At 62.7% G+C, this 25718-nt stretch carries 29 protein-coding genes, 1 tRNA gene, 1 other RNA gene and 2 pseudogenes; 15 read left to right on the top strand and 18 right to left on the bottom strand.

Going from position 1 to position 25718, the window contains the following annotated elements; all coding sequences use genetic code 11:
- Window positions 1-94: 94 nt before the first annotated feature.
- A complete protein-coding gene (locus ACN9MO_RS18465) occupies window positions 95-1333 on the bottom strand; it encodes a lytic murein transglycosylase (RefSeq protein WP_113131956.1) in 1239 nt (412 codons plus the stop codon).
- Between the two features lie 42 nt (window positions 1334-1375).
- Window positions 1376-1981 carry a recombination mediator RecR gene (recR, locus tag ACN9MO_RS18460; RefSeq protein ID WP_057247812.1) on the bottom strand — a complete coding sequence of 202 codons (606 nt, stop codon included), beginning with the start codon at window positions 1979-1981 and terminating at the stop codon, window positions 1376-1378.
- A 140-nt stretch (window positions 1982-2121) separates the two neighbouring features.
- On the opposite strand from recR, the gene ACN9MO_RS18455 reads away from it, so the two are divergent.
- Window positions 2122-3948, top strand: a complete 1827-nt coding sequence (locus ACN9MO_RS18455) for a patatin-like phospholipase family protein (RefSeq protein WP_162733556.1) — start codon at window positions 2122-2124, stop codon at window positions 3946-3948.
- A gap of 64 nt (window positions 3949-4012) precedes the next feature.
- On the opposite strand, the gene ACN9MO_RS18450 is transcribed toward ACN9MO_RS18455, so the two are convergent.
- The 3 genes from ACN9MO_RS18450 to ffs form a co-directional block, all read right to left on the bottom strand.
- The gene (locus ACN9MO_RS18450; protein ID WP_057247810.1) at window positions 4013-4336 is read right to left on the bottom strand and encodes a YbaB/EbfC family nucleoid-associated protein; all 324 of its coding nucleotides are present in this window, start codon (window positions 4334-4336) and stop codon (window positions 4013-4015) included.
- A gap of 39 nt (window positions 4337-4375) precedes the next feature.
- Complete coding sequence (locus tag ACN9MO_RS18445; protein ID WP_058324515.1) at window positions 4376-6244, bottom strand: DNA polymerase III subunit gamma/tau; 1869 nt, start codon at window positions 6242-6244, stop codon at window positions 4376-4378.
- A 45-nt stretch (window positions 6245-6289) separates the two neighbouring features.
- An RNA gene (gene ffs, locus ACN9MO_RS18440) (signal recognition particle sRNA small type) lies at window positions 6290-6387 on the bottom strand.
- Window positions 6388-6451: 64 nt separating this feature from the next.
- Between ffs and ACN9MO_RS18435 the strand changes: the two genes are divergently transcribed.
- The 4 genes from ACN9MO_RS18435 to ACN9MO_RS18420 all read left to right on the top strand — a co-directional run bounded on the left by ACN9MO_RS18435 (window position 6452) and on the right by ACN9MO_RS18420 (window position 9063).
- Complete coding sequence (locus ACN9MO_RS18435) at window positions 6452-6901, top strand: HIT family protein (RefSeq protein WP_162733555.1); 450 nt, start codon at window positions 6452-6454, stop codon at window positions 6899-6901.
- A gap of 2 nt (window positions 6902-6903) precedes the next feature.
- Window positions 6904-7884 (top strand): NAD(+) diphosphatase, encoded by a 981-nt coding sequence (nudC, locus tag ACN9MO_RS18430; protein ID WP_057247807.1) that lies wholly within the window; start codon window positions 6904-6906, stop codon window positions 7882-7884.
- A 28-nt stretch (window positions 7885-7912) separates the two neighbouring features.
- The gene (locus tag ACN9MO_RS18425) at window positions 7913-8620 is read left to right on the top strand and encodes a helix-turn-helix transcriptional regulator (protein ID WP_057247806.1); all 708 of its coding nucleotides are present in this window, start codon (window positions 7913-7915) and stop codon (window positions 8618-8620) included.
- A 74-nt stretch (window positions 8621-8694) separates the two neighbouring features.
- Window positions 8695-9063 carry a VOC family protein gene (locus ACN9MO_RS18420; RefSeq protein WP_058324513.1) on the top strand — a complete coding sequence of 123 codons (369 nt, stop codon included), beginning with the start codon at window positions 8695-8697 and terminating at the stop codon, window positions 9061-9063.
- Window positions 9064-9225: 162 nt separating this feature from the next.
- Here the strand turns inward: ACN9MO_RS18420 and ACN9MO_RS18415 are convergent, their stop codons facing one another.
- The 3 genes from ACN9MO_RS18415 to ACN9MO_RS18405 all read right to left on the bottom strand — a co-directional run bounded on the left by ACN9MO_RS18415 (window position 9226) and on the right by ACN9MO_RS18405 (window position 11481).
- Complete coding sequence (locus tag ACN9MO_RS18415; protein WP_064817013.1) at window positions 9226-9363, bottom strand: DUF1127 domain-containing protein; 138 nt, start codon at window positions 9361-9363, stop codon at window positions 9226-9228.
- Window positions 9364-9848: 485 nt separating this feature from the next.
- Window positions 9849-10703, bottom strand: coding sequence for a prephenate dehydratase (locus tag ACN9MO_RS18410; RefSeq protein WP_058324511.1), 855 nt, complete (start codon window positions 10701-10703; stop codon window positions 9849-9851).
- Window positions 10704-10722: 19 nt separating this feature from the next.
- On the bottom strand, window positions 10723-11481 hold the full coding sequence (locus ACN9MO_RS18405; RefSeq protein WP_113131953.1) for a 3-deoxy-manno-octulosonate cytidylyltransferase: 759 nt from the start codon (window positions 11479-11481) through the stop codon (window positions 10723-10725).
- A 156-nt stretch (window positions 11482-11637) separates the two neighbouring features.
- Here ACN9MO_RS18405 and ACN9MO_RS18400 point away from each other — a divergent pair, with 156 nt between their 5' ends.
- A complete protein-coding gene (locus ACN9MO_RS18400) occupies window positions 11638-12339 on the top strand; it encodes a c-type cytochrome (protein WP_057247801.1) in 702 nt (233 codons plus the stop codon).
- A gap of 149 nt (window positions 12340-12488) precedes the next feature.
- On the opposite strand, the gene ACN9MO_RS18395 is transcribed toward ACN9MO_RS18400, so the two are convergent.
- Entirely contained in the window at window positions 12489-13433 is a 945-nt protein-coding gene (locus ACN9MO_RS18395) for an AEC family transporter (protein WP_057247800.1), read from the bottom strand.
- A 131-nt stretch (window positions 13434-13564) separates the two neighbouring features.
- On the opposite strand from ACN9MO_RS18395, the gene ACN9MO_RS18390 reads away from it, so the two are divergent.
- From ACN9MO_RS18390 to ACN9MO_RS18370, 5 genes and pseudogenes are all read left to right on the top strand, one after another.
- Window positions 13565-13846: a BON domain-containing protein gene (locus ACN9MO_RS18390; RefSeq protein ID WP_057247799.1), complete on the top strand. Its 282-nt coding sequence runs from the start codon at window positions 13565-13567 to the stop codon at window positions 13844-13846.
- A gap of 248 nt (window positions 13847-14094) precedes the next feature.
- Window positions 14095-15291, top strand: coding sequence for a CmlA/FloR family chloramphenicol efflux MFS transporter (gene cml, locus ACN9MO_RS18385; protein ID WP_110877811.1), 1197 nt, complete (start codon window positions 14095-14097; stop codon window positions 15289-15291).
- A 126-nt stretch (window positions 15292-15417) separates the two neighbouring features.
- A complete protein-coding gene (locus tag ACN9MO_RS18380) occupies window positions 15418-15633 on the top strand; it encodes a MerR family DNA-binding transcriptional regulator (protein ID WP_425985924.1) in 216 nt (71 codons plus the stop codon).
- Window positions 15600-16220 (top strand): hypothetical protein, encoded by a 621-nt coding sequence (locus ACN9MO_RS18375; RefSeq protein WP_425985921.1) that lies wholly within the window; start codon window positions 15600-15602, stop codon window positions 16218-16220. The genes ACN9MO_RS18380 and ACN9MO_RS18375 overlap by 34 nt, the downstream gene beginning before the upstream one ends.
- A gap of 47 nt (window positions 16221-16267) precedes the next feature.
- Window positions 16268-16669: pseudogene (locus tag ACN9MO_RS18370) on the top strand (hypothetical protein); the annotation flags it as partial.
- Window positions 16670-16780: 111 nt separating this feature from the next.
- Here the strand turns inward: ACN9MO_RS18370 and ACN9MO_RS18365 are convergent.
- From ACN9MO_RS18365 to ACN9MO_RS18355, 3 genes and pseudogenes are all read right to left on the bottom strand, one after another.
- Window positions 16781-17206: pseudogene (locus ACN9MO_RS18365) on the bottom strand (dihydrofolate reductase family protein); the annotation flags it as partial.
- Window positions 17207-17284: 78 nt separating this feature from the next.
- Window positions 17285-17761 (bottom strand): SRPBCC family protein, encoded by a 477-nt coding sequence (locus ACN9MO_RS18360; protein ID WP_113131952.1) that lies wholly within the window; start codon window positions 17759-17761, stop codon window positions 17285-17287.
- 1 nt (window position 17762) lies between these two features.
- Window positions 17763-18095, bottom strand: a complete 333-nt coding sequence (locus tag ACN9MO_RS18355) for an ArsR/SmtB family transcription factor (RefSeq protein ID WP_057247793.1) — start codon at window positions 18093-18095, stop codon at window positions 17763-17765.
- A 198-nt stretch (window positions 18096-18293) separates the two neighbouring features.
- Here ACN9MO_RS18355 and ACN9MO_RS18350 point away from each other — a divergent pair, with 198 nt between their 5' ends.
- Window positions 18294-18716: a DUF6636 domain-containing protein gene (locus ACN9MO_RS18350; protein ID WP_093234305.1), complete on the top strand. Its 423-nt coding sequence runs from the start codon at window positions 18294-18296 to the stop codon at window positions 18714-18716.
- Window positions 18717-18866: 150 nt separating this feature from the next.
- On the opposite strand, the gene ACN9MO_RS18345 is transcribed toward ACN9MO_RS18350, so the two are convergent.
- A complete protein-coding gene (locus tag ACN9MO_RS18345; RefSeq protein ID WP_057247792.1) occupies window positions 18867-19220 on the bottom strand; it encodes a MerR family transcriptional regulator in 354 nt (117 codons plus the stop codon).
- 92 nt (window positions 19221-19312) lie between these two features.
- Between ACN9MO_RS18345 and ACN9MO_RS18340 the strand changes: the two genes are divergently transcribed.
- The gene (locus ACN9MO_RS18340) at window positions 19313-20128 is read left to right on the top strand and encodes an aminotransferase class IV family protein (protein WP_058324503.1); all 816 of its coding nucleotides are present in this window, start codon (window positions 19313-19315) and stop codon (window positions 20126-20128) included.
- A 49-nt stretch (window positions 20129-20177) separates the two neighbouring features.
- Here the strand turns inward: ACN9MO_RS18340 and ACN9MO_RS18335 are convergent, their stop codons facing one another.
- The 5 genes from ACN9MO_RS18335 to ACN9MO_RS18315 all read right to left on the bottom strand — a co-directional run bounded on the left by ACN9MO_RS18335 (window position 20178) and on the right by ACN9MO_RS18315 (window position 24068).
- Entirely contained in the window at window positions 20178-20816 is a 639-nt protein-coding gene (locus tag ACN9MO_RS18335) for a class I SAM-dependent methyltransferase (RefSeq protein WP_058326176.1), read from the bottom strand.
- A 221-nt stretch (window positions 20817-21037) separates the two neighbouring features.
- Complete coding sequence (locus tag ACN9MO_RS18330) at window positions 21038-22426, bottom strand: transposase (RefSeq protein WP_425985914.1); 1389 nt, start codon at window positions 22424-22426, stop codon at window positions 21038-21040.
- A 122-nt stretch (window positions 22427-22548) separates the two neighbouring features.
- Window positions 22549-23406: a sigma-70 family RNA polymerase sigma factor gene (locus ACN9MO_RS18325; protein WP_110877806.1), complete on the bottom strand. Its 858-nt coding sequence runs from the start codon at window positions 23404-23406 to the stop codon at window positions 22549-22551.
- Window positions 23407-23532: 126 nt separating this feature from the next.
- Window positions 23533-23838 carry an antibiotic biosynthesis monooxygenase family protein gene (locus ACN9MO_RS18320; protein ID WP_110877805.1) on the bottom strand — a complete coding sequence of 102 codons (306 nt, stop codon included), beginning with the start codon at window positions 23836-23838 and terminating at the stop codon, window positions 23533-23535.
- Window positions 23839-23978: 140 nt separating this feature from the next.
- Window positions 23979-24068, bottom strand: a tRNA-Ser gene (locus ACN9MO_RS18315).
- Window positions 24069-24451: 383 nt separating this feature from the next.
- On the opposite strand from ACN9MO_RS18315, the gene ACN9MO_RS18310 reads away from it, so the two are divergent.
- Entirely contained in the window at window positions 24452-24769 is a 318-nt protein-coding gene (locus ACN9MO_RS18310; protein WP_057247788.1) for a hypothetical protein, read from the top strand.
- A gap of 42 nt (window positions 24770-24811) precedes the next feature.
- The gene (msrA, locus tag ACN9MO_RS18305; protein ID WP_113132927.1) at window positions 24812-25465 is read left to right on the top strand and encodes a peptide-methionine (S)-S-oxide reductase MsrA; all 654 of its coding nucleotides are present in this window, start codon (window positions 24812-24814) and stop codon (window positions 25463-25465) included.
- Window positions 25466-25718: the final 253 nt, after the last annotated feature.

The raw sequence follows: 25718 nt of genomic DNA, 5'->3' as shown, positions 1-25718 counted from the left end.
ACCAATGCAACGAAAGAGGCCCCGTCACGTAGGGCCTCTTTCGGTTCAGCGGTTCAGCTTGAGAGAGCGTCGACGCCTCTGGTTGGAAATTGCCTTAGCGCAGCTTCGCCTTCAGCGAGGCATCGGGGAAGCAGGTGGCGGCAAGCCCGCTCTTTGCCTGCCAGTCGCCAAGCGAGCGGCGCGTCTTGTAGCCGGGAAGGCCGTCGACCTTGCCGACGTCATAGCCCTTGGCGACGAGCGCATTCTGCATGGCGAGAACGTCCGAGCGCAGCATGTTGCCGACGTCGCCCCAGCTCCCGCGGAACGCACCGCCGCCGGTGGCGATGCGGTCGGCGAGATTGCCGATGAACAGCGCATAGAGGTCGGAGTTGTTGTATTCCTTGAGTACATAGAAGTTCGGCGTGACGATGAATTCCGGCCCATGCCGGCCGGCCGGCACCAGCATCATCGACGACGCCGACAGTTCATGCGACGGGAAGGCCTTGCCGGAAATCCGCGTGATGCCCTTGTTGGCCCAGTCCGAAATCGGCCGTGCGAGGTCCGGGCCTTCCTGGGCGCAGGAGACGGCGTCGGGGATCGACACCTCGAAGCCCCAGTCCCGGTTGCGCTGCCAGCCCTTCTTGACGAGATAGTTGGCGATCGAGGCTAGGCTGTCCGGCACCGAATTCCAGATGTCGCGGCGGCCGTCGCCGTCGAAGTCGACCGCATATTGCAGGAAGCTCGACGGCATGAACTGCGGCTGGCCCATGGCGCCGGCCCAGGAACCGCGCATCGCCGCCTCGTCGACGTCGCCGCTGTCGAGAATGTGCAGCGCCGCGATCAGCTCGCGTCTGAAAAGGTCGGGGCGCGTCGACATGAAGGCCTTGGTCGCCAGCACGTCGACGACCGGATAGGGGATCTTGGCGCGGCCGAAGCCGGACTCACGGCCCCAGATCGCCACAACCACCGACGCCGGCACGCCATAGGTGCGCTCGATCTTCTTCAGGGTCGACGCATGGGTGGAAGCAAGGCTGCGGCCGGTTGCCGCCAGTCCTTGCAGGCGCTTCTCCGAGAAGTAGCTGCCGGGCGAGGAAAACTCCGCCTGGCTCTGCTTCTGCTCTTTCGGCTTCGGGAAGCCGGGAGGCGCCAGATCCGGCAGGTCCCAGTTGAGCTTCACGTCGGCGAAGGCGGCCTTGAACGAACCGGCGGAAATGCCCGCCTTCTGCGCTTCCGGCCAGAGATCGCTCTGGAGCCAGGCGCGAAACTCCGCCTCGACATCCGCCTTCGTCGCGGCATGCGCGAACCCCAGCCAGCCACAGAGCAACAAGGTCGAAAGTGAAAGAAGTCTCAGCATAAGGCTTCCCTATCGGTTGGATCGCGGCGTTCGAAAATAGCGTCAGATCGACGTGCGGGCGCGAAGGGCGGCCGCCAGCGTGCCTTCGTCGAGATAGTCGAGTTCACCACCAACAGGCACGCCATGGGCAAGCCGGGTGATCTTCACTTCCATGCCCTCGAGCTGGTCGGTGATGTAGTGCGCGGTGGTCTGGCCCTCGACCGTCGCATTCACGGCGATGATCAGTTCGCGGACGCCGCCATTGGCGACGCGCTGAACAAGTCCTTTGATGTTGAGGTCTTCAGGACCGACACCGTCGAGCGGGGAGAGCGTGCCGCCAAGCACGTGATAGGCGGCGTTCATCGCGCCGGCGCGCTCCAGCGCCCAGAGGTCGGAAACATCCTCGACGACGATGATGACCGACTGGTCGCGACGCTCGTCGGAGCAGACGGTGCAGGGATCGATCGTATCGACATTGCCGCAGCAGGAGCAAATGCGGACCTTGCGGTGCGCCTCGCCCATCGCGTCGGCGAGCGGCCCCAGCAACTGGTCCTTCTTCTTGACGAGATGGAGGGCGGCGCGCCGTGCCGAACGCGGCCCGAGCCCCGGGACTTTTGCCAGGAGCTGGATGAGTTTTTCGATTTCGGGGCCGGTGACTCGTTTTGCCATGCGGCGCTTTTAGCCCATATCGAGCCCGAACGGAATCGACTTCGCACACTGCAATGGGCCATCGCAAAGGGCGCAGGAGAAATCGGCGTGCATTCGACGAGGGCGCAATCTATTGTTGATCGCAGCAGATGGAGGCTCCGATGACCGATACGCCTTTCCGCTATGCAGCCCCCAGCGATGAATGCGATCTGATCATGAAAGGCGGCATCACTTCGGGTGTCGTCTTCCCGCGCGCCATTACCGAACTCGCGACCCGCTACCGCTTCATGCACATCGGCGGCACATCGGCCGGTGCGATTGCCGCCGTCATGACAGCCGCTGCCGAATACCGACGCCAAAGTGCCGCAACGGCGGACGAAAAGAACGCTGGCTTCGCGCTGATCGATGCGATGCCGAAGGAGCTGGCCGCCAATCTCCCGACCTTCTTCCAGCCATCGGCGGAAACAGCGCCGCTCTTTCGCGTCGGGATGGCGATGGTGCGAACGCAGGGAAGCAAGGTGGCGGCGGCAGGCCTGGAGGCCCTCAGGGTTTTTCACTTGGCGTTGCTTCTTGCCGCCCTCCCCGGCCTCGCGCTGATCGTCGCCGGCATCGCCGCAACCGACTGGGCGCTTGGCATCCTGGGGGCGCTCGTCGTCCTGATCGGCGCGATGGCGATGTTGACCTATCAGCTCTATCGCGCGGTCGCGGTGGTGTTGCCGGCCCACGACTTCGGCCTATGCAGCGGCCTGACCCAACCGGGCGCGAAGAAACCTGCATTCACCAACTGGATCGCGGAGCGGATCGAAGCCATTGCCGGCCCGGTTCGTCCCGACGGAGAAGCGCGGCCTTTGACGATCGGCGATCTCGATCGCTTCGAGATCACGTTGAAGAGCGTCACCACCGATCTCTCTTCGCGACGGCCTTACGAGCTACCCTTTGGCGACCGGGTGCACAATTACCGCAAGTCGGAATTCGAGAGGCTGTTTCCGCCGTCCACCATGAGTTACCTCCTGAAGGAGAGCAAACCACGCGACATCGTGGGGCCGGACGGCGTACGGGATTTCTACCAGCTACCGCCGGCAAAGAAGCTACCGGTGGCGATCATCGCCCGCATGAGTCTCAGCTTCCCCGGATTGATCCGCGGCGTTCCACTCTATCGCTACGATTATTCCCTGCGCGCGGCAGCCCGGCGCGATCCGTCAACCCATATCCGCTGCCTGTTTTCCGATGGCGGCATCACCAGCAATTTCCCGATCCATTTGTTCGACGGACTGCTGCCCGGTCGCCCGACCTTCGGTATTTCGCTGGCGAGTTACGATCCGAGGCGCCATGGAGAGGATGAGGACGGATCAGGTGGCAGCCGCGTGCACCTGCCGCGCCGTACGGCCGAAGGCAAGGCGACGCCGGTCTATCCGGTCGAGGGACTTTTCGCCTTCGTCGGCGCTATCCTCGACACAGCCCGCAACTGGCAGGACACGCTACAGAGCCAGCTCCATGGCTACAGCGAACGCATTGTCGAGGTGAGGCTCGACGATGCCAAGGAAGGCGGGCTCAATCTCGACATGGATGGAGAAACCGTGAATTTCCTGAGTATGCTCGGCGGCAAGGCCGGCGACGTCGTGCTCAAGAATTTCGACTTCAACGAACATCGATGGCGCCGGGCGATGACGATGCTGCCGACACTTTCCGAGTCGCTGCGCAAGCTGTCCAATCGTTACATGGAACCGGCGACCGAGCGCAGGATCGACTATCCGGCGATCCTGACGGAATACGATCCGACCGGCCTCGTCGGCGTTACAAAGGCTGATCGCCTAGCGCTGAACGAGCTTACCCAGAAGCTCGCAGCCATAGGCGCCGAACTCGATCGGCGCCCGATTCCTCCACCTTCCAGCCAGAAGGTGGATCTCAGGATCACCGCCAGCATGGATACCAATCCACGCGGGACGAACCCTCCGCGGCCGGACACGCCACCGGCGCCCAATCAATAGAGCGGGATGCGGAATAATGCGTGCGGTTTTCCGAACGCACCGCGCTCCAACTCGTTCAAACCGGTCAGAACGGCAGCTTCATGCCGGGCGGGATCGGCAGGCCGGCGGTCAGTTCGGCGGTCTTTTCCGCCTGGACGGCTTCGGCCTTGTCCTTGGCGTCCTTGTGAGCCGCGACGATCAGGTCTTCGAGGATCTCGACGTCATCTTCCTTGAAGAGCGAAGGATCGATCTTCAGGCTCTTGAGGGTGCCCTTGCCGTCGAGGCGGACGGTCACCAGACCACCCCCGGACGTGCCGTCGACTTCGAGTGCGGCGATCTCCGCCTGCATCTTCTCCATCTTGGCCTGCATTTCCTTGACCTTGCCCATCATCCCCATGATGTCACGCATCGTCGTCTCCTGTTTTTCTGTTTCTGCTCGCAGACGGGACTATTCGATGTCGTCGCCAGGGACGATATCGCCGTCGGCGGATTCGGCTGTAGCCGGAGCAACACTCTCGGCCTCTTCCTCGACGGCGCGAATGCGCACGTCGGTGATCTTGGCACCCGGAAAGCGGGCAAGAATGGCAGCGACATCGGGGTCCTGCCGTGCGTCGTTGACGCGCTGTTCCTGCGCCCGCTGTTCGGCCTCGATCAGCGTCGGCTCGCCGCGCTCGCGGCTGTAGCTGACGATCCAATGGATGCCGGTCCATTCCTTGAGCTTGACCGCGACTTCACCAAGCAGCGTTTTCGGCGCATCGTCGGAAACATTGACGTCGAGACGACCGGCCTCGATATGCACCAGACGCAGGAAGCCGCGCACCAGCGTCTTCAGCTTGATGTCGCGGTTCTTGGCGCAAAGTTCGGCGATATCTGCGATCGAATTGACCGGAACCGACGGCTGCGGCTTGGCAGCTGGGGCTACCGCGGGTCGCTCCTCGATACGGCCGACGGTGACCGGCTGGGGTGCTGCATCCGGCACGGCGCGCAGCATCGTCGCGCCGTTGCTCGTCGGGCGCTGCACCGGCATCGCCTGCGTTGCCTGCGCCGAAATCGATCCTGAGGCGGAGGCCTGTGCCCCGCCGCCATTGCCGCCAACCGGCCCGGAACGGGCGCCGCCGCCTTCACCGCCGGAAAGCTCAAGCACGCGTCGCGCAGCCTCTTCCGGCGCCGGCAGGTGTGCGGCATGCGCCAGCCGGATCAGCACCATTTCGGCAGCTCCCGCCGGGCGCGACGAGCTTTCCGCTTCCGGAATGCCCTTGAGCAGCATCTGCCAGATACGCGAGAGTGCCGTGACCGCAACGCTTTCGGCGAAGACGGCACCGCGGGTGCGCTCGATCTCGCTCAGCGACTGATCGTTGACCGCCTCCGGCACATATTTCATGCGAGTGACAAGATGGGTGAAATCGGCGAGATCGGTCAGAACGACCGTCGGGTTGGCGCCGGCCCCGTATTGCGCGGCAAACTCCTGGAGCGCGGCCGCAACATCGCCTTTGACGACATGGTCGAAGAGATCGACGATGCGGGCGCGGTCGGCAAGGCCCAACATGGAGCGCACGGTCTCGACCTCGACCGCACCGCCGCCATGCGCAATGGCCTGGTCGAGCAGCGACAGGCCGTCACGCGCCGAGCCTTCGGCGGCGCGGGCGACCATGGCGAGCGCTTCCGGATCGAAGGAAACGCCTTCCTTGCCGAGGATCGTCGAAAACAGGCCGACGAGATCAGAGGCGCTGATGCGGCGCAGATCGAAGCGCTGGCAGCGCGACAGAACCGTGATCGGAACCTTGCGGATTTCGGTGGTGGCGAAGATGAACTTCACATGTTCCGGCGGCTCTTCGAGCGTCTTCAACAGGCCGTTGAAGGCCTGGGTCGAGAGCATGTGCACTTCGTCGATGATGTAGACCTTATAGCGCGCCGATACCGGGCGGTAGCGAACCTGTTCGATAATCTCTCTGATGTCATCGATACCGGTATGCGAGGCGGCGTCCATTTCGATGACGTCGACATGGCGGCCATCCATGATCGCCTGGCAGTGTTCGCCCGGCACACGAAGGTCGATCGTCGGCCTGTCGGTCTCAGCGGTCTTGTAGTTCAGCGCACGGGCGAGGATGCGGGCGGTGGTGGTCTTGCCGACCCCGCGCACACCGGTCAGCATATAGGCCTGCGCGATGCGACCCGTTTCAAAAGCGTTGGTGAGCGTGCGCACCATCGGTTCCTGGCCGACCATCAGGTCGGAGAAATCCTTGGGGCGATACTTGCGCGCCAGAACACGGTAGGCGGCCGGTTTCTCAACGGATGAAATGGACGTGTCGTCGCTCATCGACCCTGCCGCTGTTCGAACTCTTGTCCCGACAGGACGGAAAAGGTGGGAGGCTGGCACGATGACCCGTGCCGGGGCTCGTTAGGGCTGCTTCCTTCCGGACCTGACCCGGTTGGCGAGTGGCTCGTCCACCACCAACCTCCCGGCTTCCATATCGGCAATATCGAAAGCAAATGCAAGCCAAGCCATCAAAAAACTGATATCGATATGCAAAACAAGGCGAATCCGTTGTCTTTGCCTGAGGAGAATGACTTGGCGACCTTCACTCTCGACGAGCGGCTCGAACGCGACGGCATCCCGATCGCCTCGATCGGCCTCTGTCAGATGCGGCTTATGAACGACCGCCGCTGGCCCTGGCTCGTGCTCATTCCGCAGCGTGAAGGCATTTCGGAAATCTTCGACCTGACCCCACTCGACCAGACGATGCTGACCTTCGAGACGACCATGGCGGCAATCGCCCTGAAGACGGTCACCGGCGCTCAAAAGATCAACGTCGGCGCATTGGGCAATATCGTTCGGCAACTACATGTGCATATCATCGCCCGCAACGACGGCGACCCGAACTGGCCGGGGCCGGTCTGGGGCTTCGGCAAGCCGGAGCCGTGGGACGAGAAAGAACATCGGGACTTCGCAGCGCGCATTCTGGAAAACCTCTGAACATGACGAAATCGATCTTTGACCTTCGTAGCCCGCATCCGGAGCCAAGCACTCTCGTCGCCTTTTCCGAAAACCATCTGGACCGCCAGTCGGAGCACCGCAGCGACGATTGCGTCGAGCTGGCGCTCAAGCACCCGGGCGCCCATTTCCTGGCCTTCTCGGGACCGAAGCTGATCGTCAAGCACGACGAGAAGATCATCGACCCGCTGTTTGCCCCTTACGAACTCGAAGGGCTCGAACCCGTGCTCGACGAGACCATCCTGCTCGGCTACCTGCCGAACGGCGAGCCACGGCTTGCCGTGCCGACGGGCTTGACCGAAGAGACGATCACTGAACCCTTCAAGATCGCCGATGGCCGCACGCTCTACCGGCAGCAGATGCTGCCGGAGGAACTGCTCGGCCAATTCGCCCAGGCCTCGAGCCTCATTACCTGGAACGCCAACAACCGCTTCTGCGGCCGCTGCGCCGGGCCGATGGAAGGCACGGCCGGCGGCTATCGCCGGGTCTGCACCGCCTGCGGCCACATGGTCTTTCCGCGAACAGATCCGGTCGTCATCATGATGACGATCGACCTTGAGCGCGACCTCTGCCTGCTTGGCCGCAGCCCACATTTCGCGCCGGGCATGTATTCCTGCCTTGCCGGTTTCGTCGAGCCGGGGGAGACGATCGAAAATGCCGTGCGCCGGGAAACGCACGAGGAGTCCGGCATCCACATCGGCCGGGTGCGTTACCATGCCTCGCAGCCCTGGCCGATGCCGCACACGCTGATGATCGGTTGTTACGCCGAGGCGAAATCGACCGTCATCAAGCGCGACGAGCAGGAGCTGGAAGACGTGCGCTGGTTCACCCGCGAGGAAACGATCGCGATGCTCGAACGCTCGACCGGCGTTGCCAATACCGGCGACGAGCATATTCCGCCGCCGAAGGGCGCGATCGCGCACCAGCTGATGCGCGACTGGCTCGCCTGGGACGAGCGGGCCTGAGGGCGACGGGTTACGAGGAGGGCCGACCGTGTCCCGCTCCGAACGGCTGCTGGATCTTCTGCAGGTGCTCCGGCGCTACCGCCAGCCGGTGAGCGGCCAGCGGCTGGCGGAAGAGACCGGTGTCAGCCTCCGAACGCTCTATCGCGATATCGCCAGTCTGCAGGCTCAGGGCGCCCATATCGAGGGCGAACCGGGGCTCGGCTATGTGCTGAAACCCGGCTTCATGCTGCCGCCGATGATGTTTTCCGCGGAGGAAATCGAGGCACTGGTGCTCGGATCGCGCTGGGTTTCAAAGCGTACCGACGACGATCTCGCAGGTGCTGCAGCAAACGCCCTTGCCAAGATCGCCGCGGTGCTTCCGGCCGAGCTTCGCGAGGAGCTGGACAGCTCGACCCTGCTCGTCGGGCCGAGCCCGCCGGCCACCAACGGCATCGACATTGCCGCACTCAGGCGGGCGATCCGCAACGAGCGCAAGGTGGAACTCGACTACGTGGACAATGATGGCAGTGCCACGCAGCGCACGATCTGGCCCTTTGCGCTCGGCTTCTTCGAGAACGTCCGCATGGTCATGGCGTGGTGTGAACTGCGCCTGGACTTCCGGCACTTCCGCGCTGACCGCATGCGCCGGATGACCGTGACCGAAGCGCGTTATCCTCGTCGCCGCCAGGTACTGATGAAGGATTGGCGCGCCAGCCAGGACATCGCCGCATCCAAGCGCCAGACGGTCGGCTCCTGACAACTCTCGATGCTGACAGAAGTTGGCAGCCACCACGCCTAGCCTGCATTTCCCCGCAACAAGGAGGAAACAACATGGCCAAGGCAAATCTCATCGTTCTTTATGTCAAGGACCCGCTGGCGAGCGTGGCGTTCTACCGCGATGTCCTCGCGCAGGAACCAAGCGTCACCTACCAGACCTTTTCGTCCTTCGAACTGCCCGGCGGCTTCACCCTCGGGCTCTGGGCCGAACATACGGTCGCGCCGGAGCCGACGGCATCAGGCCATCGCTCGGAACTGGCGTTCATGGTGGAGGATGAGGGCGCAGTGCGCGCGCACTACGAGAAATGGAAGGCGGAAGGGCTGCAGATTGCGCAGGAATTGACCGAGATGGATTTCGGTCCGACCTTCGTCGCGCTCGATCCGGATGGTCACCGGCTGCGCGTCTGCCTCTTCGATTCGTGATCGAGAGGACAGCGGCGCGTATCCCGCCAGCCCTACAGCGCCGCACGTCTTAGCAGACGTGCAAAGGTCGCTGCAGCACTTACATTGCCGCATATTTTTGTCCTTTGATCGGAACGATCAAAGGACACATGCAGACGCGGCGGGATACGCGAATGATGCGGATTAGCGGCCGTAAACGGCGGCCTGGATCTGCGAACGGGACAGACCGATATCGCTCAGTGCGTGATCGTCGAGAGCGTTCAGCTCGCGGATCGCACGGCGGGTCTTCGCATATTCCATGATCTTCTGACGGATCTTCATCTTTAACACTCCTTACGTGAACGAGCGTTAGATAGGCATTTGCCTAAAATTTGTGTACCGCCGCGATTGCAGATTAGGCATGCGCCAGACGCGTAGCCGGTTAACGAATTTTTGCCACTTTCTTACGCCGCGACACGATCGTTAAGCTGATGATTCCCGTTGCAAAACCGCCTTGGATCACGGCCGGAACGAACGGGTGTTGCCACAGCCAATTCTATTGGCCAGTTTTGATAAACGAAGATGACGACATGCGAATGGGAGAAGATCGCAGCCTTTCAGATGCCATCGGAATTCGATCGCTTCGAGCGCTGGATTGCAGATCAGGTGAGCGCGGGGATCGCCCTGGAGGTCCCGGTGAGGACATCTCGTGCGGGGAGCTTACCGGACGAAAAGTGGTATCGGCACCTTGCGTCCGGTGAGGTGTGGCGGCTCGTCTCGCCCGACTTTCCCTTTCGAGGAGCTTTCGAGCGGGTCTGAGGCAAGCGTCAGAGCACGCCGCGCATCGGGTGCGCCTTGTAGGTACCAAGGATGCGGACCTTCTCGGAGAAGAAACGCAGCTCGTCCATGGCGTGGAGCACGCCGATATCGTCGGGATGGCCTTCGATATCGGCGTAGAACTGCGTCGCCACGAACTTGCCGCCGAGCTGATAGCTCTCGAGCTTGGTCATGTTGATGCCGTTGGTCGCGAAACCGCCCATCGCCTTGTAGAGGGCCGCAGGAATGTTGCGGACATTGAAGACGAAGGTGGTGATGATCAACTCGTCGTCCGCGGAACGCCCTATGCGCTGTTCTTCACGGGAAAGCACGACGAAGCGGGTGACGTTACTTTCGGTGTCCTCGACGTTTTCGGCGACGATCTCGAGGCCGTAGAGATCGGCGGCAAGGCGCGGCGCAAGCGCCGCCATCGAGCGGTCGCCCTTTTCGGAAACAAGCTTCGCCGCGCCGGCGGTATCGCCGGCGACGACCGGCTTCCAGCCATTGGAACGCACGATCTTGCGGCACTGGCCGAGCGCGTGGATGTGGCTGTGCACGGTGCGGATTTCGTCACGCGTGACGCCGGGCAGAACCATCAGCTGGAAACGGATCGGCATGAAGTATTCGCCGACGATGTGCAGCCGCGATTCCGGCAGGAGGTGATGGATGTCGGCGACGCGGCCGGCGATCGTGTTCTCGATCGGGATCATTGCCAGGTCCGCATCGCCGTTCTCGACCGCGACGAAGGCATCCTCGAAGGTCTGGCAGGGCAGCGGCTCCATCGACGGAAACATGTCGCGGCAGGCCATGTCGGAATTGGCGCCGTAGTCGCCCTGGAAGGAAATCCTGTTGGTCTTGACGGTCACGGTAGCTTCCTTCTCAGGCTTATTCGGGATGGCGGGCGGAAAGGAGACGGCGGGCTTTTTCCAGCTCCACCGGCGTATCGACGCCGAGCGGAACCGAATCGACGATCTCGACATCGATGCGCATGCCGGCCTCGAGCGCGCGCAGTTGCTCCAGCGACTCGCGGCGCTCGAGCACGGAGGGCTTTAGCGATACGAAGCGCTCCAGCGCCTGGCGGCGATAGGCGTAGAGACCGATGTGATGGTAGAGCGGGCCCTGGCCGTAGGGCGCGGTGGCGCGGGTAAAGTAAAGTGCGCGCAGGCGCGTGTCGCTCAGCGGCGAGCCGACGACCTTGACGATGTTCGGGTTGGTCTTTTCGCTCTCTTCGGTGATCGCCACCGTCAGCGTCGCGATATCGGTGCCGGCGTTTTCAAGCGGGTTCAGCGCGGCACGGATCGATGCCGGCTCGACCGTCGGCAGATCGCCCTGCACGTTGATGACGATCTCCGCTTCGCCGGTCGGGTCGGCCTTCTGCAGCGCTTCATAGATCCGGTCGGATCCGGACTGGTGATCGATGCGGGTCATGATCGCTTCGAAGCCGGCCTCCCGCACCACGTCGAAGACCTGCTGGTCGTCGACGGCGACGACCACGCGGCCGACGTCCGCTTCCTCGGCGCGTTTCGCCACCTGGACGATCATTGGCAGGCCGCAAATGTCGGCGAGCGGCTTTCCGGGCAGGCGAGTCGAGGCCATGCGCGCCGGAATGAGCACGATGGCTTTACCTGAATTTTCGCGATTCATGATCTGGCCTTCAAAAACCCCGCTGAAAGTGTCAATAAGTCTCAGTTAGGGGCCGATAATCACTGTTGCAACGCAGAGCCAAAAGACATAGGTTCCGCGCGATTTCAAGATAGGCCGGGTTTTTGTTTGCGCCGGTGGCAAAGGGAGCGTTTGCAGATGAATTCATATGTGAACATGGGCGTGGGTGCCTTTCTGGGGACGGTCTTCGTTCTGATGTCCGTGTCCATTGCATCGGAAGGCATTTTCCACTCCGAGGCTCCCGAGAAGGAAGGCTTCGCGATCGTTGCCGAAGAGGGCACGTCTGAAGCCGGTGCCGGCGGCGCCGCAGAAGTCGAAGTCGATATCAAGCCGCTGCTTCTCAAGGCCGATGCTTCTGCCGGTGAAGCCGTGTTCAAGAAGTGCGCAAGCTGTCACACCGCCGACAAGGGCGGCGCAAACAAAGTCGGTCCGAACCTCTGGGGCCTCGTCAACCGTCCGATCGCCTCGCATGAAGGCTTCAGCTATTCGGCCGGCATGAAGACCTTCTCCGAGGGCAGCAAGGTCGTCTGGGATTACGACCACCTGAGCTTCTTCATCGAAGCGCCGAAGAAGCACGTTCCGGGCACCGCCATGGGCTTTGCCGGCGTCAAGAAGCCGGACGAGCGCGCCAACCTGATCGCGTGGCTGCGCGAGCAGGCCGATTCTCCGGCTCCGCTGCCGGATGCGGCTGGCGGCGCTGCCGAAGCGGCACCGGCTGCTGGCGCCGAAGGCGCAAAGCCGGCAGAGGCTCCGGCAACCGAAACCAAGCCGGCTGAAGGCCAGGCCGCTCCGGCGACGGAATCCAAGCCTGCCGAAGGCCAGCCGGCACCGGCGCAATAAGCTTAGCGGTTGGAAACAACCCATTCGAAAGGCCCGGCTCGCGCCGGGCCTTTTGCATTTGCGGGGCACGGTGACGCGACACATCCACGCGAATCGATAGACGGGATTTCGCTCCTCCCGAGGAAACACTTCCCGAAGTTCCGAAGCAGTCACACCAGCAGATAGGCCCAGACCGAAACGCTGACGACGCCGAGCGCGGTCGTCAATGTGATGGTCGAGGAGGCGAGTGCGTGGCCGACGTTGAAATGGTTGGCGATCAGCCAGGCGTTGACGCCGGTTGGAACGGCCGATGTCAGCACCAGCGCCGTCGTCCAGTTGTCGTTGAGGCCAAGCAGGTGGCAACTGGTGAACACGACCCCGGGCATGACGAGGAGCTTCAGCACACTCGTAAAGGAAGCAAGACCGAGATTGCCGGCAAGGCCGTATTTGTCTAGCGCCATGCCGATCGAGATCAGCGCTGCCGGCGCCGCCATCGAGGCAAGCTGATCGACGACAGTCTTCACAGGTCCGCCAAGCGGCTGGCCGACGAGATGAAACGCTGCGCCGCAAGCAAGCCCGATGACCAGCGGATTGCGCACCAGGTTGCGGCCGACGCCGGCGAGAAGATGCAACGGGCTTTGCCCTGGTTTGCCGCTTGCACGGCGCTCGGCACGCTCCATCAGCAGCGTGCCGGCGATCATCATGACCGGCAGATGGACGGACAGCAGGATCGAAATCGCCACTATTCCCTCCTCGCCGACGATGCGTGAAACCAACGGCAAGCCGATGAACACGGTGTTGGCGAAGGCCGAGGAGACGCCGGCAAGAACGCCCATGCGTGGGTCACGCCGGAAGATGAGCGTTGCAGCCAGATGCCCGGCCGCCCAGGTGACGGCAACGCCGGAAAAGTAGGCGACCCAGAGCGGCCAGGGCGAACCGTCTTTGAAATCCGCTTCGGCAATCGTGCGAAATAATAGAACGGGAACGGCAACACGAAAGACGAAGTCGCCGAGCGCTTCGCCGACAGCCGGTTTCAGATAGCCTGACCGAACCAACAGCCAGCCGGCAAGGATCAGGACGAAGATGGGCAGAACGTTCTGGAAGATGTCGGACATGCGCAGGCCTTGGGATGGGACTGCCAGCAATAACCGCGTTCACGCCAGGATCGCAAGCGCGGCGCGGCAGAGCACTTTCAAGGGAACCTTCGCAGACCGCAGGCGTTCGGGAAGAGCATGAGGAACATGCCATGCCGCCAGATAAGCCCATTTATGCCCATGGAGACGACGATCCGCATCTGACGGATGACGCGCTCGCCGACAAGGTGCTGCGCTTCATCCAGTATGCCGCCCTGGTCGACACGAGCCGCATCTCGGTGATGGCGCTTGGCGGGCTCGTCGTTCTTTCCGGTGAGGTCGCGAGCGAAACGGACGTCGCCTGCGCCGGGGATGCGGCGGCATCGGTGATCGGTGTTGCCAGCGTCGAGAACCGGCTGAACGCGAAGCCGGGCGACGCCGACCCGCATGCCTGAGCGGTGATCCGACGGGTTGCCGCGTCAAAAGCCGAATGATAGGACATGCGCCACTATTGATGTCGATATGGGCCTGGCATTGCCGTCAGCCTGCAGGAGCCGCAGATGAGGACCGACGAGTCAGCAACCAGGTAAGCCGCAACAACGGTTTGAAAAAGTTGTTGCGGCGTCTGTCGGCTCACACTCCCAAGATTTGATGAAGTGGCAGATCGCCGCCGAATGTTACCCATTTGCGCGGATGTTTCATCATGCCCGATCATAACTTGCCCACCTGGCCCTATACGCTGCCGGCGGCTCTGCTGCTGATGGCGCCTTTCGATATCCTGGCGTCGCTCGCCATGGACATCTATCTGCCTGTCGTGCCGGAAATGCCCGGCATTCTCGGCACGTCGCCGGCAATCGTCCAGCTGACGCTGAGCCTCTACATGCTCATGCTGGGCTTGGGACAGGTGCTCTTCGGCCCGCTCTCCGACCGGTTCGGCCGCCGTCCGGTGCTTCTCGGAGGCGCGACTTTGTTTGCACTGACGTCATTGCTGCTGGCGGTCACCACCTCAGCGCCGGTCTTCGTGGCACTCCGGCTTGCGCAGGCGGCGGGCGCCTCGGCGGCGCTGGTCGCGACCTTCGCGACGGTGCGGGACCTCTATGGCGCACGTCCGGAAGGCGTCACCATATACGGCCTCTTCAGCGCCATGCTGTCCTTCGTTCCGGCGCTCGGACCGATTGCCGGCGCGCTGATCTCAGGCGCTTTCGGCTGGCAGGCGATCTTCCTGACGCTCGGCGTGCTCGGTCTTACCGCGCTCGGCCAGGCGCTGCTGCGCTGGTCGGAAACCCGGCCAATCCCTTCCGGCAACGGGAAGCCCAGCTTTAAGCCCATTCTCAGGAACGGCGCGTTCTGGACCTATACGCTCGGCTTCAGCACGGCGATGGGCGCGTTCTTCGTGTTCTTCTCGACCGCGCCGCGCCTGCTCATCGATCGCGCCGGCTATTCGCAGTTCGGCTTCAGCCTCGCCTTCGCGACGGCGGCAGTGGTGATGATCCTGACCACGCGCTTCGCCAAGGGTTTCGTCGGCCGCTACGGGATGTCCGGCTGCCTCATGCGCGGCATGGCAGCGCTGATCCTTGGCGGGCTGTTGCTTGCCGCCGGCGAAGTCTTCACGACACCCTCCTTCGCAAGCTTCGTGCTGCCGATGTGGGTGATCGCCGTCGGCATTGTCATGAGCGCCTCGGTGACTGCGAACGGCGCGCTGAAGGCCTTTGACGCGATCGCCGGAACGGCGGTGGCGCTCTACTTCTGCATCCAGAGCCTGATCGTCGCCGTCGTCGGCACCGGCGCCGTGCTGTTTCTGAAGGGCGATACGGCCTGGCCGCTCGTCGGCTACTGCCTGGTGATGGCGACGGTCACGCTCCTGGCGCTGGCGCTCCTGAGCCGACGTGGAAGGCAATAGCTGCCATGTACCTCCCGGAGCGGTTGCCTGCTCCGGGAGGTATTCAGCCAACCGGTCCGGCGGCTGCCAGCAAGACGGCAAGATGCCTCTTGACCTCGCCCCTGGGGCAGGCCCCAGACTTGTCTCATGACCGATTCTTTTTTCCTCGCCGGCCGTTTCGGCGCTGCCACAAGACTGTCACCGAAGGCGCTCCGGCTCTATGCCGAGCAGGGCCTGCTCGTGCCCGCCCACGTCGATCCGGTGACCGGCTACCGCTACTACGCCGCCGAGCAGGCGGGCCGCGCCCGCTTATCGCAAGGCTGCGGCAATTGGGCCTGCCGATCGCCCGAATCGCCCGCCTGATCGAGCTTCAGCCCGAAGTGCGCCTCGCCGAACTACGCGCCTGGCTGGAGGTACAGACCAAACGGCTCGAGGAGCAGAGCGAGCTGGTGCAGGCGATCTTCCGGCAATCGTCCGGCGGCGATGATCCGCTGATCAAAGCCGTCCGCGTCCGCGACACTGCCCCTTCGAAGATCGTCTATCGGCAGGGTCATGTGACGGTCGATGCGCTCGACGCTTTCACGGAAAGCGCCGAAGCGGCGATCCGCAGCTACCTGGCACTATGCGGCAAGGACGACGATGGGCCGATGACGCTGCATTTCCACGAGCCCGTGAACCATGGCAAGGGCCTCGTCGAGGTCGCGATCGGCTACACCGGCAGCCTCGAACCGTCAGGTGATCTGCGCATGCGACTTCAGCCGGCTGGGCGCGAAGCATTCCTGCCGGTGTCCGAGACGTTCGAGACCTTTCCGGCGGTGCTGCGTGTCTACGACGCGATCGAGGCCTGGTTCGAGCACAGCAACGATCTCAATTGTTTCGGCAGCCCCTACGAAATCTACCCCGGCAGCGGCGACGCCCGTTTCGATGTCGCCTATCCCATCGTGCCTTAACAAGCCTCCCTTCACATCCCCCCTCAATCGCTCAAGGGTTCCATCCGATGCAGCACGTTCCCTATGTGGGCTCCGGCCCCTATTGCTACGCCAATTCCTTCGCCATGATGTTCGGCGAGGCGGCGCCCTCGCCCGCCGTCATCGAATTTGCCACAAGCAGCCCGTTCGGAATGCAGCTCATCGGCGGCTCGCTGCCGTTCTTCGACCCCTATGGCTGGGACCCGGAAGCCGGGTTCGACGGCGCGCTTGCTGCGCTCGGCTGGACCTCGGAAGTCAGCAAGGGTGACGATGCCGAGGACGCGCTTTCTCGCCTCCGGTCGACGCTCAAGGATGGCCCGGTCTGGGTCGGCCCGGTGGAAATGGGACATCTCCGCCATCAGCCCGGCATGACCGGGCCGATCGAGGCCGACCACTATGTCGTAGTCCTCGCGCTCGACGAGGAGCGGGTGCTGATTCGGCCGCTCCGACTTGGCGTCGCGTACGGTTGCGTAGTGAAGTCCGACGACACCGTTGTCGTAGTGTTCGCTGCCGATCAGCTGCAGTTCGTTCTTATCCCTCAGCCGGGCGAACCACGGTTCACCCGGCGAGACGACGGGATAGACGAAGAAGTGGTAGCGATCGACCAGCCCAAGGCCGATCACCGTCTGCGCCAGGCTGGCGCCACCCGAGAGATGGATATCGCCGCCGGGCTCAGCCTTCAGCTCCATCAGGTAGCGCGAAAGTGCGGCGTCGTCGGCAGCCACGACCTGTTCGGCATTGTGCCAGGGGCTGATTGCCTGCTCACCGGTGCGGGAGAACACGATCTTGCGGGAGTCGTGCATGCGTTTGGCCATCACGCGATTGGTCTCGCCGTTGACCTCATCGTTCAGCGCGCCGGGCCAATAGCCGACCATCTCCTCGTAGGTGGTGCGCCCGACGAGTACCGTGTCGTAGCCGGCATAGAGGCGGTCGATCGCCCGGTACTGCTCATCGACCACCGTGCCCATCCAGGCAAGCGGATCGTCGAGGCGGCCATCGAGCGTCGTCATCATCTGCAGGACGATGTTGCGCATGTCTTCGCCTCCTTAATGGGCTTGCTCGACGAGCCGGGCCAGTTGCTCCGCCACCGTTCCCCAGCCGTCGTGGAAACCCATCTCCTCGTGCATCTTCCGGTCCGCGCCGTTGCGGTGCATCACGTGGGCGGCGTACTCAGTGCCGGCCGGATGGTCGCTGAGCGTGATGATTGCCGTCATGAAGGCGTTCTCGGCCGGCCGCCAGCCGGCAACGAGCGTATCGGTGAAGACGATGCGCGAGAGTTCGTCGACCGCGAGGAAGCAGGCATTGATATGCGGCACGAACTCGCCGCCGCCTTCGCTGATCCGGGTCACGAAGCCGCCGCCCGGCTTCAGGTCCATATCGATCACCTTGCATATTGCCGGCGCCGGGACCCACCATTGCTCAAGCCGGGTCCGATCGCTCCAGGCGCGCCAGACGGTCGCGCGCGGCGCCTTGATGATGCGTGCCATCGTCAGGTCGAGTTCGGGATCTGGAGAGCGGATCATGTCATTCCTCCTCGTGTTCAGTGACGAATTTTTCCAGCCGGTCGGCACGGCCTTCCCAGAGCGCGCGCTGCGCCGAAAGCCAGGTCTCGACCACGGCGAATTGCGCCTTCTCGATGGCGCAGGTCCGCACCCGGCCCTGCTTGTGCGTGCGGATCAGGCCGCTGCCTTCCAGGAAGTGGATGTGCTTCATGAAGGACGGCAGGGCCATGTCGAAGGGTCTGGCGAGATCGCTGATGCTCGCCGGGCCGCCGCCGAGCCGCGAAAGCACGGCGCGCCGGGTGGGATCGGCGAGCGCCTGAAAGATCACGTCCAATCGGCCTGAATACTGTTCCATAAGGCTAAGTATCATGACCAAACACTTAGCGCAACAGCTAACTATTGAAGTCCTCCCCGACAGGCTCGAGCCACTTTGTCTCACGGCGCCGTGCCGTCGACCGCAGGTCGAGAGCCGAGACCATTTCCCCATTTCCCGCTGATATGTTTTACTTGCTGCACTTTGCGGGATCGACAAAGGTCAGGGGCCAAAGCTCGAATGATGCGCTTTTTTGTATTCGCGGTCGCCGCGCTCATCGCATTCGACGGGAATGCAGCAGAGCAGAATTTCCCCGCCGATGGCGGTCTGATTTATTTCAACATGCCGACCGGCAACATCGGTTGCCAATACACGCCAGCCGGTGGCTCCGATGTTTATGTCCCGGAGGACGGCGGCCCGGAACTTGGCTGTGACCGCATCGAACCGACCTATCAGAGGTTCATTCTGGGAAAGGCGGGCAAGGCCCGACGATTCCAGAACGCGGGCGATACAGCATGCTGCGACGGCTCCCATATCCTGAGCTACGGCAACAGCTGGAAGAAGGGGCCGTTTAGCTGTCGGTCCAGCAAGACCGGGCTCAGCTGCGAGCGCAGTGACGGCCACGGTTTTTACATCAGTCGATCGAAGACCGACGTCTATTAGAGCGGCAGCAGGAAAGGTGCATACGGTTTGCCGCGCGCCCTGACTTCTGGTTGATGGCCAGAGCGGGTTTGGTCGCAATCCTGTCGCGTTAGCGCTGACGAGGCCAGCAAGGGGTCGCCGCAGCACGCGGTAGCTCGATCCGGCAGAAGATCAGCGCTCGCCTATCTCCTGCAGAAAAGTCTCCAGGACGCTGCGGCTCTGCGCCAGCTTTTCCGTCTTCTCTTCGACAAGCCGGATCTGCTCGTGCAGGGTGACGCGCAGTTCGTCGCAGGGCTCAAAGATCGGACCTTCTCCGCGAACGCACGGCAGGAACTGCAGGATCGTCGGAAGGGTCATGCCGCCGGCGCCCAGGAGTTTGATGCGCTCGACGGTTCTCACCTCCGCCAGATCATAGTCGCGATAGCCGCTTTCGGTGCGTCCAGGCTTCAACAGCCCTTCGGCTTCATAGTAGCGCAGCATCCGAATGCTGACGCCGGTGCGTTTCGACAGCTCGCCTATTTTCATTCCGGTCCCTTCGCCTCGCCCTTGACTCTGACAGCGCTGTCAGACCTTAGACCTATTGGCTCCTTCATGTGAACACACCCAGGAGCAAGACCATGCCGAACGAAACAAGCCTCTATCCCGCAGCGCTCAACGGCCGCCCGGCCAGCGCTGCCGATCTGATCCCCTTGGCTTTTGCCGGCTTCGCCCACTTCACCGCAATTCAGGTCAGGGACTGCAAGATCAGAGGTCTGGACCTGCATCTGAAGCGCCTCAGCAACGCCTCTCTCGCCTTCTTCGGCCGCGCGCTGCGCGACGAAGAATTGCGCGCCCACATCAGACAGGCAATCGACGCCGGTCCGGCGGACCAGTCGCTGGCGGTCACGATCTTTTCGCCGGACGGCGAGTTTACCGCCGACAGCATGCAGGGAGACCTCGCCGTCCTCGTGCGCAACGGCCCACCCTCCAATGGCCCGAAGGGTCCGTTGCGGCTCGCCGTCATCGAGCACGAACGGCCACATGCCACGATCAAGCACGTCGGCGAATCCGGCAAGACCTATTACCTGCATCAGGCGATCAGGGCGGGTTTCGACGACGCCGCCTTCATCGATCGGCAGGGGCACCTCAGCGAAGCCAGCATCTGGAACCTCGTCTTTTGGGACGGCGAAGCGGTCATCTGGCCCAGGGCCGAGATGCTGACCGGCACGATGATGGGCACGGTCCAGCGACAACTCGAACGCCTGGCCGTGCCGCAGCGCCGGGAGGAAATCACCCTTAGCCGGCTCAAGGATCTCTCCGGTGCGGCCGTCATGAATTCATGGACGCCAGGCATTGCCGTCAGCGCCATCGGTTCGACGGCAATCCCGGAAGCAAAGGCGTTTCTGGATCTGCTGCACCGTGCGCATGCCGCAGAGCCGGCCGAGTCAGTTTAGGGCAGTTGAGTTTGGCCGAGGCGGACAACCCATGCTGCCGCGGCCTGCCTCAGCGCTTGCGAGCAACGATATAGGGACGGTTGTCGTTGCCTTTGGTCGCGTGGTTTTCGATGTCCAGAATGTCGAAGCCGGCAGCCGTTATCTCCTGGCTCAGCTCGATCAAGCCGAAGGTTCCTGCATAGGGTGCCTTTCCGAACGCGCGCATCGCCGGCAACAGCGCCAAACGGATCAGGGGGCTCATCTCCCCGACGCAGGGCGTCTTGGAGATGAACAGCCCGCTCGATGCGAGCAGGGCATGGATGCTGCCGAGCGTGCCCGAAAGGTCGCGCACCAGATGCAGATAGTTGAAGGCCAGGACCGCATCGTATTGCACGCGCTCGGCGGCCAGCGCTTCGGCCGTTGCGGCGCGGAAGACGAGGTTCGGCACCAGGTCGACGGCGTATCTCTCGCTGGCAATTGCGATCATCTCGCTGGAAAAATCGGTCGCAAGATAGTCCCGGACATCGCCTGCGAGCCGAAACGCCGTTGTCCCCGTGCCGCAACCGAGTTCCAGCACGCCGTCATCGGGCAGAAGCAGAGAGCGGGTACGGTCGAGCGTGCGCTCATATCCGGCCGGGTCCGCGATCGCCCCCTTGGCGTATCGCTGCGACGTCCGGTCCCAGAAACGCGCGTCACTCGCCGTCTTCATGCTGCCTGCTCCCCAGAGCGCGACCAGATCTCCTCGGCACGGTCGAGGCCGGAGCCACGCCGGTCAAGGGATTCCGGCTACCGCGCAACCGTCAACAAATGGCGGATATCGTTGAAAAACTCGTAGTTTGAGCATCCGCGACGCTCTCCACGCGGTTTTTCGAAGAGTTGGCAAGGTGTCTCTCGTTGTGATGCGGTGGGATGGCTCCAGGCAACCGGCCGTTATGCCACCATAACGGCGGATGGGAGGCGAGAAGGTCTAAGCTTTGCCAGCCTTCTGAGGTTTTGTGCCGTTGCTGCGAGCAGGAATTCATCGCGAGCACCACACGGACCACGCAGTCTCAACCTGGCCATCCGCAGGATGCGCTTGAGGTGAGCGAAGAGCATCTCGACCTTCTTGCGACGATGCCGTGAACGCTCGTAATCGGGCGTGCCGGCAATGGCTCTGGCGACGTCACGGGCATCCTCATTGAGATCACGAGGGACTTTGCGAGCAACTGCATTCGGGCAGCAGCGCTGTTTCAGGTCGCACACATCACAGTCCTTCTTGCTGGCCCGATAGAGCCGGGTGCCCTCACTGGTGATGCCCGATCGGGGCGTCGCGTAGGTGCGACGGAACTGAACCAGCTCCTTGCCCGCCGGGCAGATGTAGCGATCTGCCTCGCCATCCCAATTGAAGTCGGCACGCGAGAAAGTCCCGTCTGTCCGGTTGGACTTGTCGAACACAGGAATGTGCGGAGCAATCTCCTTTTCCTTCACAAGCCAGGCCAGATTGTCAGCGGAGCCATAGGCACTGTCGGCGACCAGATAGCCTGGCTTCAGGCCAAAGCGGTTCTCTGTTCTGTCGATCATGGTGCGCGAAGCGCCAACCTCAGCCTGTCGAATGGCACGGGTGGCCTCAACATCGAGAATGACGCCATGGTCGGTGTCGATCAGATAGTTGGTGGCGTAGGCGAAGAAGGCATGGCCTTTATGGGCACCCGTCCACTGGGCTGCCGGGTCTGACGGGGAAATAAACTTCGGCGTTACCGGCGAAGCCGCACCAAAAGCAGCGTCATCAAGCACCGCCAGATATTCCTGAACGGAGCGGCCTGCATTCTCCTTCGCTTCTTGCGCGCTCCATTCTGCACTAGATACCGAGCGCTGTTTGTTGGCATCCGCGGCGATCAAGCTGGCATCGACGGCAAAGCCTTCAGCACCGACAAGACCCTGTACCAGGCAGCGCTCAACCACCGTCTCGAACAGATGCCGAAGGATATCGCTTTGCCGGAAACGTCCGTGGCGGTTCTTCGAGAAGCTGGAATGATCCGGCACCTTGCCGTCCAGTCCAAGCCGGCAAAACAGACGATAGGCGAGATTGAGATGAACCTCCTCGCACAGCCGGCGCTCCGACCGGATGCCCATGCTGTAGCCAATGATCAGCATCCGCATCATCAGTTCCGGATCGATCGACGGACGGCCGGTGCTGCTGTAATAGGGCTTCAACTGCGCGCGGACGCCATCGAGGTCCAGGTGGTTGTCGATCCGGCGGAGAAGATGGTCGGCTGGCACGTGCTCATCGAGACTGAAATCGTAAAAGAGCTGCGCCGGAGCCGCCTGCGTTCCCATCATTCGCCTGATCCCCTGCCAAATCACTCAGAGGATTGAATCACGCGTCCCAAGTGCCCGCAATGCCGAGTTTTTCAACGGTATCGGCGGAGATCGGACGGTCAATCAACGGAGGCCCCTTCGCGCTAGGCCAGACGAACCCAATCGACGGTTTCAAGCACATAGGGCGCGAAGAGAAAGTCGCGGATCGCAGCGATCTCGTCCTCGTGCCAGTCGAGAAGGACGAAATGCGCCGGCTTCTCCATGGCACCGGTGCTGTCGAAAACCAGCATGACCGGACGCCCTTCGATCGCTCCAAGCGCGAAACGCCACCTCGTCTCCCCGGCATAACGGGTGAAGTAGCGGCCAATGCCCTCACGGCCCTCCAGCCTCAGCCTGTTGACCAGCTCGAGCTTGACGTCGTCGGCCAGCATGGCGCGGATCGCATCGAAATCGCCCCCCTGAAACAGGCGCACATAGGTCGCCATCTTCTGCCGGTTGGCATCGGACATCAGCGGCAGCCGCACATCGTCCGGGCGGTCCGCCAGTTGCCGGAGCGACGCGCGTCCGCGCTGGAGCGCCGACTTGGCAGCCGCCGGCGTGCAGTCGGCAATATCCGCGATTTCTTCGATCGAATGTCCGAGCACATCCTTGAGAATCACGGCGCAGCGCTGAAATTCAGGCAGCTGCAGGAAGGTGTGAAAGCCGACCGCAACGATGTCCGCTTGGGGCAGCGGTGCGTCCTCCAGATCATCGCGCAGCGGAACGACCCTGTGCCTGGACCGCCGGCGCAGGAAATCGAGGCTGGTATTGTGGGCGATGCGAAGCAACCAGCCCTCGAAATTGTCCACGACCACACCGTCCGCCCGCGCCTGCAGGGCCTTGATCAAGGTATCCTGCAGCACGTCCTCGCCGTCCACGGCCGAGCCGGTCATGCGCGCGCAATAGCGATGCAGCCGCGGCCTGAACTCGCGCAGGCGATCCTCGAAATCTTCCACGTTCATGTATCGAGCTCCATGGGCGCATCTCCAGGCGTCAGCCCACGGGCGACGACGGCACGATAACGCGGCTCCAAGAAAATGTCCGCCGCCTTCCGGCCACTCTCGGCGGGCGTCGGCGGCGGATCGACATCACCTGTTGTCGCTGAACACGGCCTCGCCCAGGATCGACTCAAGGCTTGCCAGTTCCAGGATCTGCGGAAAGTAGGCCTTCATCCGGGGATCGGCCCGCATCGCCTCAATGGCCGCCGGCGTCTCCCATTCCGAATAGATGATGACGCTGGCGCCGTCCTTGGCGGCGATCAACCGGCTTGTGCGCCAACCGCCGAGTGTGCTGATCACGGTTTCGATGTTGCGCTTCAGGAGCGCGATCAATTGCGCCTGCTTGCCGGGGTCGACCTTCAGCAGATTGACGAGTGTGACAGGTTCGGTGGTCATCAGCGTGTCTCCTTTGCTACGGACACAGCGAAGACGAAACGGAGAGGCGAAACGGATCGCGCCGAAGAAGATTTCTTGCGTGATGGCGCCAAGCGGGTTGGCAACGTCTCGATATTGATCGCTGTGGCAAGGGAGGAGAATGGCGGACAGAGAGGGATTCGAACCCTCGATACGCTTTCACGTATACACGCGTTCCAGGCGTGCGCCTTCAACCACTCGGCCACCTGTCCATCCGTCAGCAGCCGATGGTTAATCCGGCTGGATGGGAAGGGCGGGGCCCTTCGGTGTCGACCGGTGTAAACCGGCGGACGCGCGTCTATATACCGATGATTTGCTTGGGATCAACTGCTTTCTGACAGATTGTTGACATCTTGTGAAACGAGTGGCCCGTCGTCCCCATTGTGCATACCAGGCGGCACGCTTATCTCTTGCGCCGGTACGAGCGTCACGCTCCCGGCAGCGTCCAGATGCCAGCTCGGCTCTACTGCGATCACCGCATAATTTCGCCACTGGGCCTTGTCCGAGACCCCCGCGATCGAAGAAGATGCCGCCGGGGCGTTGCGCTTGACCATGGCAAGGCGCTAGCCAGTGACATGAAGGGAAAATTGGACCAATGCGGTTTCTGTTGAGGCTGGCGAGCGCCGTCGTGTTGTTTGCCGCCGTACTTGCCGGTGCCGTCGATGCGATTCAGTCGGTCGCCGCATCGGAACTGGTGATGACCTCGCTTGGCGACGACCTGGAGGCACTGGGCGCCGACACGGCGAGCTGGATCCAGTTTGCGCAGCGTTCCGATACGGCGCAGACGATCTGGCATTCGGTGCTGCATTGGCTGCTGATGCAGCCGGCCTTCGCCGTGCTGGCGCTGCTCGCGCTCGTTCTGTGGATGGTCGGTTACAAGAAGCGGCCGGCGGCGGGCCGCTTCGCCGCCTGATTTTTAGCGGAGCCCGTCTCCGCACCGACGAGGAGTATGCTGATGTTCCTGATCGACATGTTCAACAAGAAGACGATCATGCCCGATGCGCAGACAGCGCTGCTGGGTCGCGACGAGGCGATCCCGACGGCCGAGACGCATTTCGTCTCCGGGCGGCCGCTGAGGGGCCCCTACCCCGACGGCACGAAGCAGATCCTGCTTGGGATGGGCTGCTTCTGGGGCGCCGAACGGCTGCTCTGGAAGATCCCCGATGTCTACGTGACGGCTGTCGGTTACGCCGGCGGGCTGACACGGAACCCGACCTATCAGGAGACGACCACCGGGCTCACAGGCCATGCCGAGGTGGTGCTGGTCGTCTATGATCCCGAGAAGGTTCCGCTTGCGACCCTGCTCAAGACTTTCTTCGAGGAGCACGACCCGACCCAGGGCATGCGCCAGGGCAACGATATCGGCACCACCTACCGCTCGGCAATCTACACCTATGACGACGAGCAGCTGGCGGAGGCCAAGGCCGCGCGCACCACTTTCCAGGCGGCGCTGAAGTATTCCAACCATGGCGGCACGATCACCACCGAGATCGGCAAGGCCGGCCCATTCTACTTCGCCGAGGACTACCACCAGCAATATCTGGCGAAGAACCCGAACGGCTATTGCGGCCTGCGCGGCACCGGGGTGAGTTGCCCGATCGGGTACTAGAGCGCCGTGCGTTCGACTGAATGCACGAAGGACGCTCTAGCACTTTGATTCTAGAGCGTCTTTCCGCCTCCGGTGGTTCCACCCGAGAGCGGGATGTTCCAGGCAGGCCGATGTGCTTGGCCTCAATCGACCCGAACCATCGACGTGATCGTTTCGTGTAAACAAGCGCGGGATGCGGGCGGAGAACCGCACACACTATTCCTCATCCCGCTCCGACACCGGGGGCCGCTTTGGCCTCTCGAAAGCAAGCGCG

This window comes from Ensifer sp. R-19 (genome assembly GCF_049905105.1).
Lineage (GTDB): Bacteria > Pseudomonadota > Alphaproteobacteria > Rhizobiales > Rhizobiaceae > Ensifer.
Note: the sequence above shows the minus strand (reverse complement) of the source record. Positions and strands in the feature narration are given on the sequence as shown.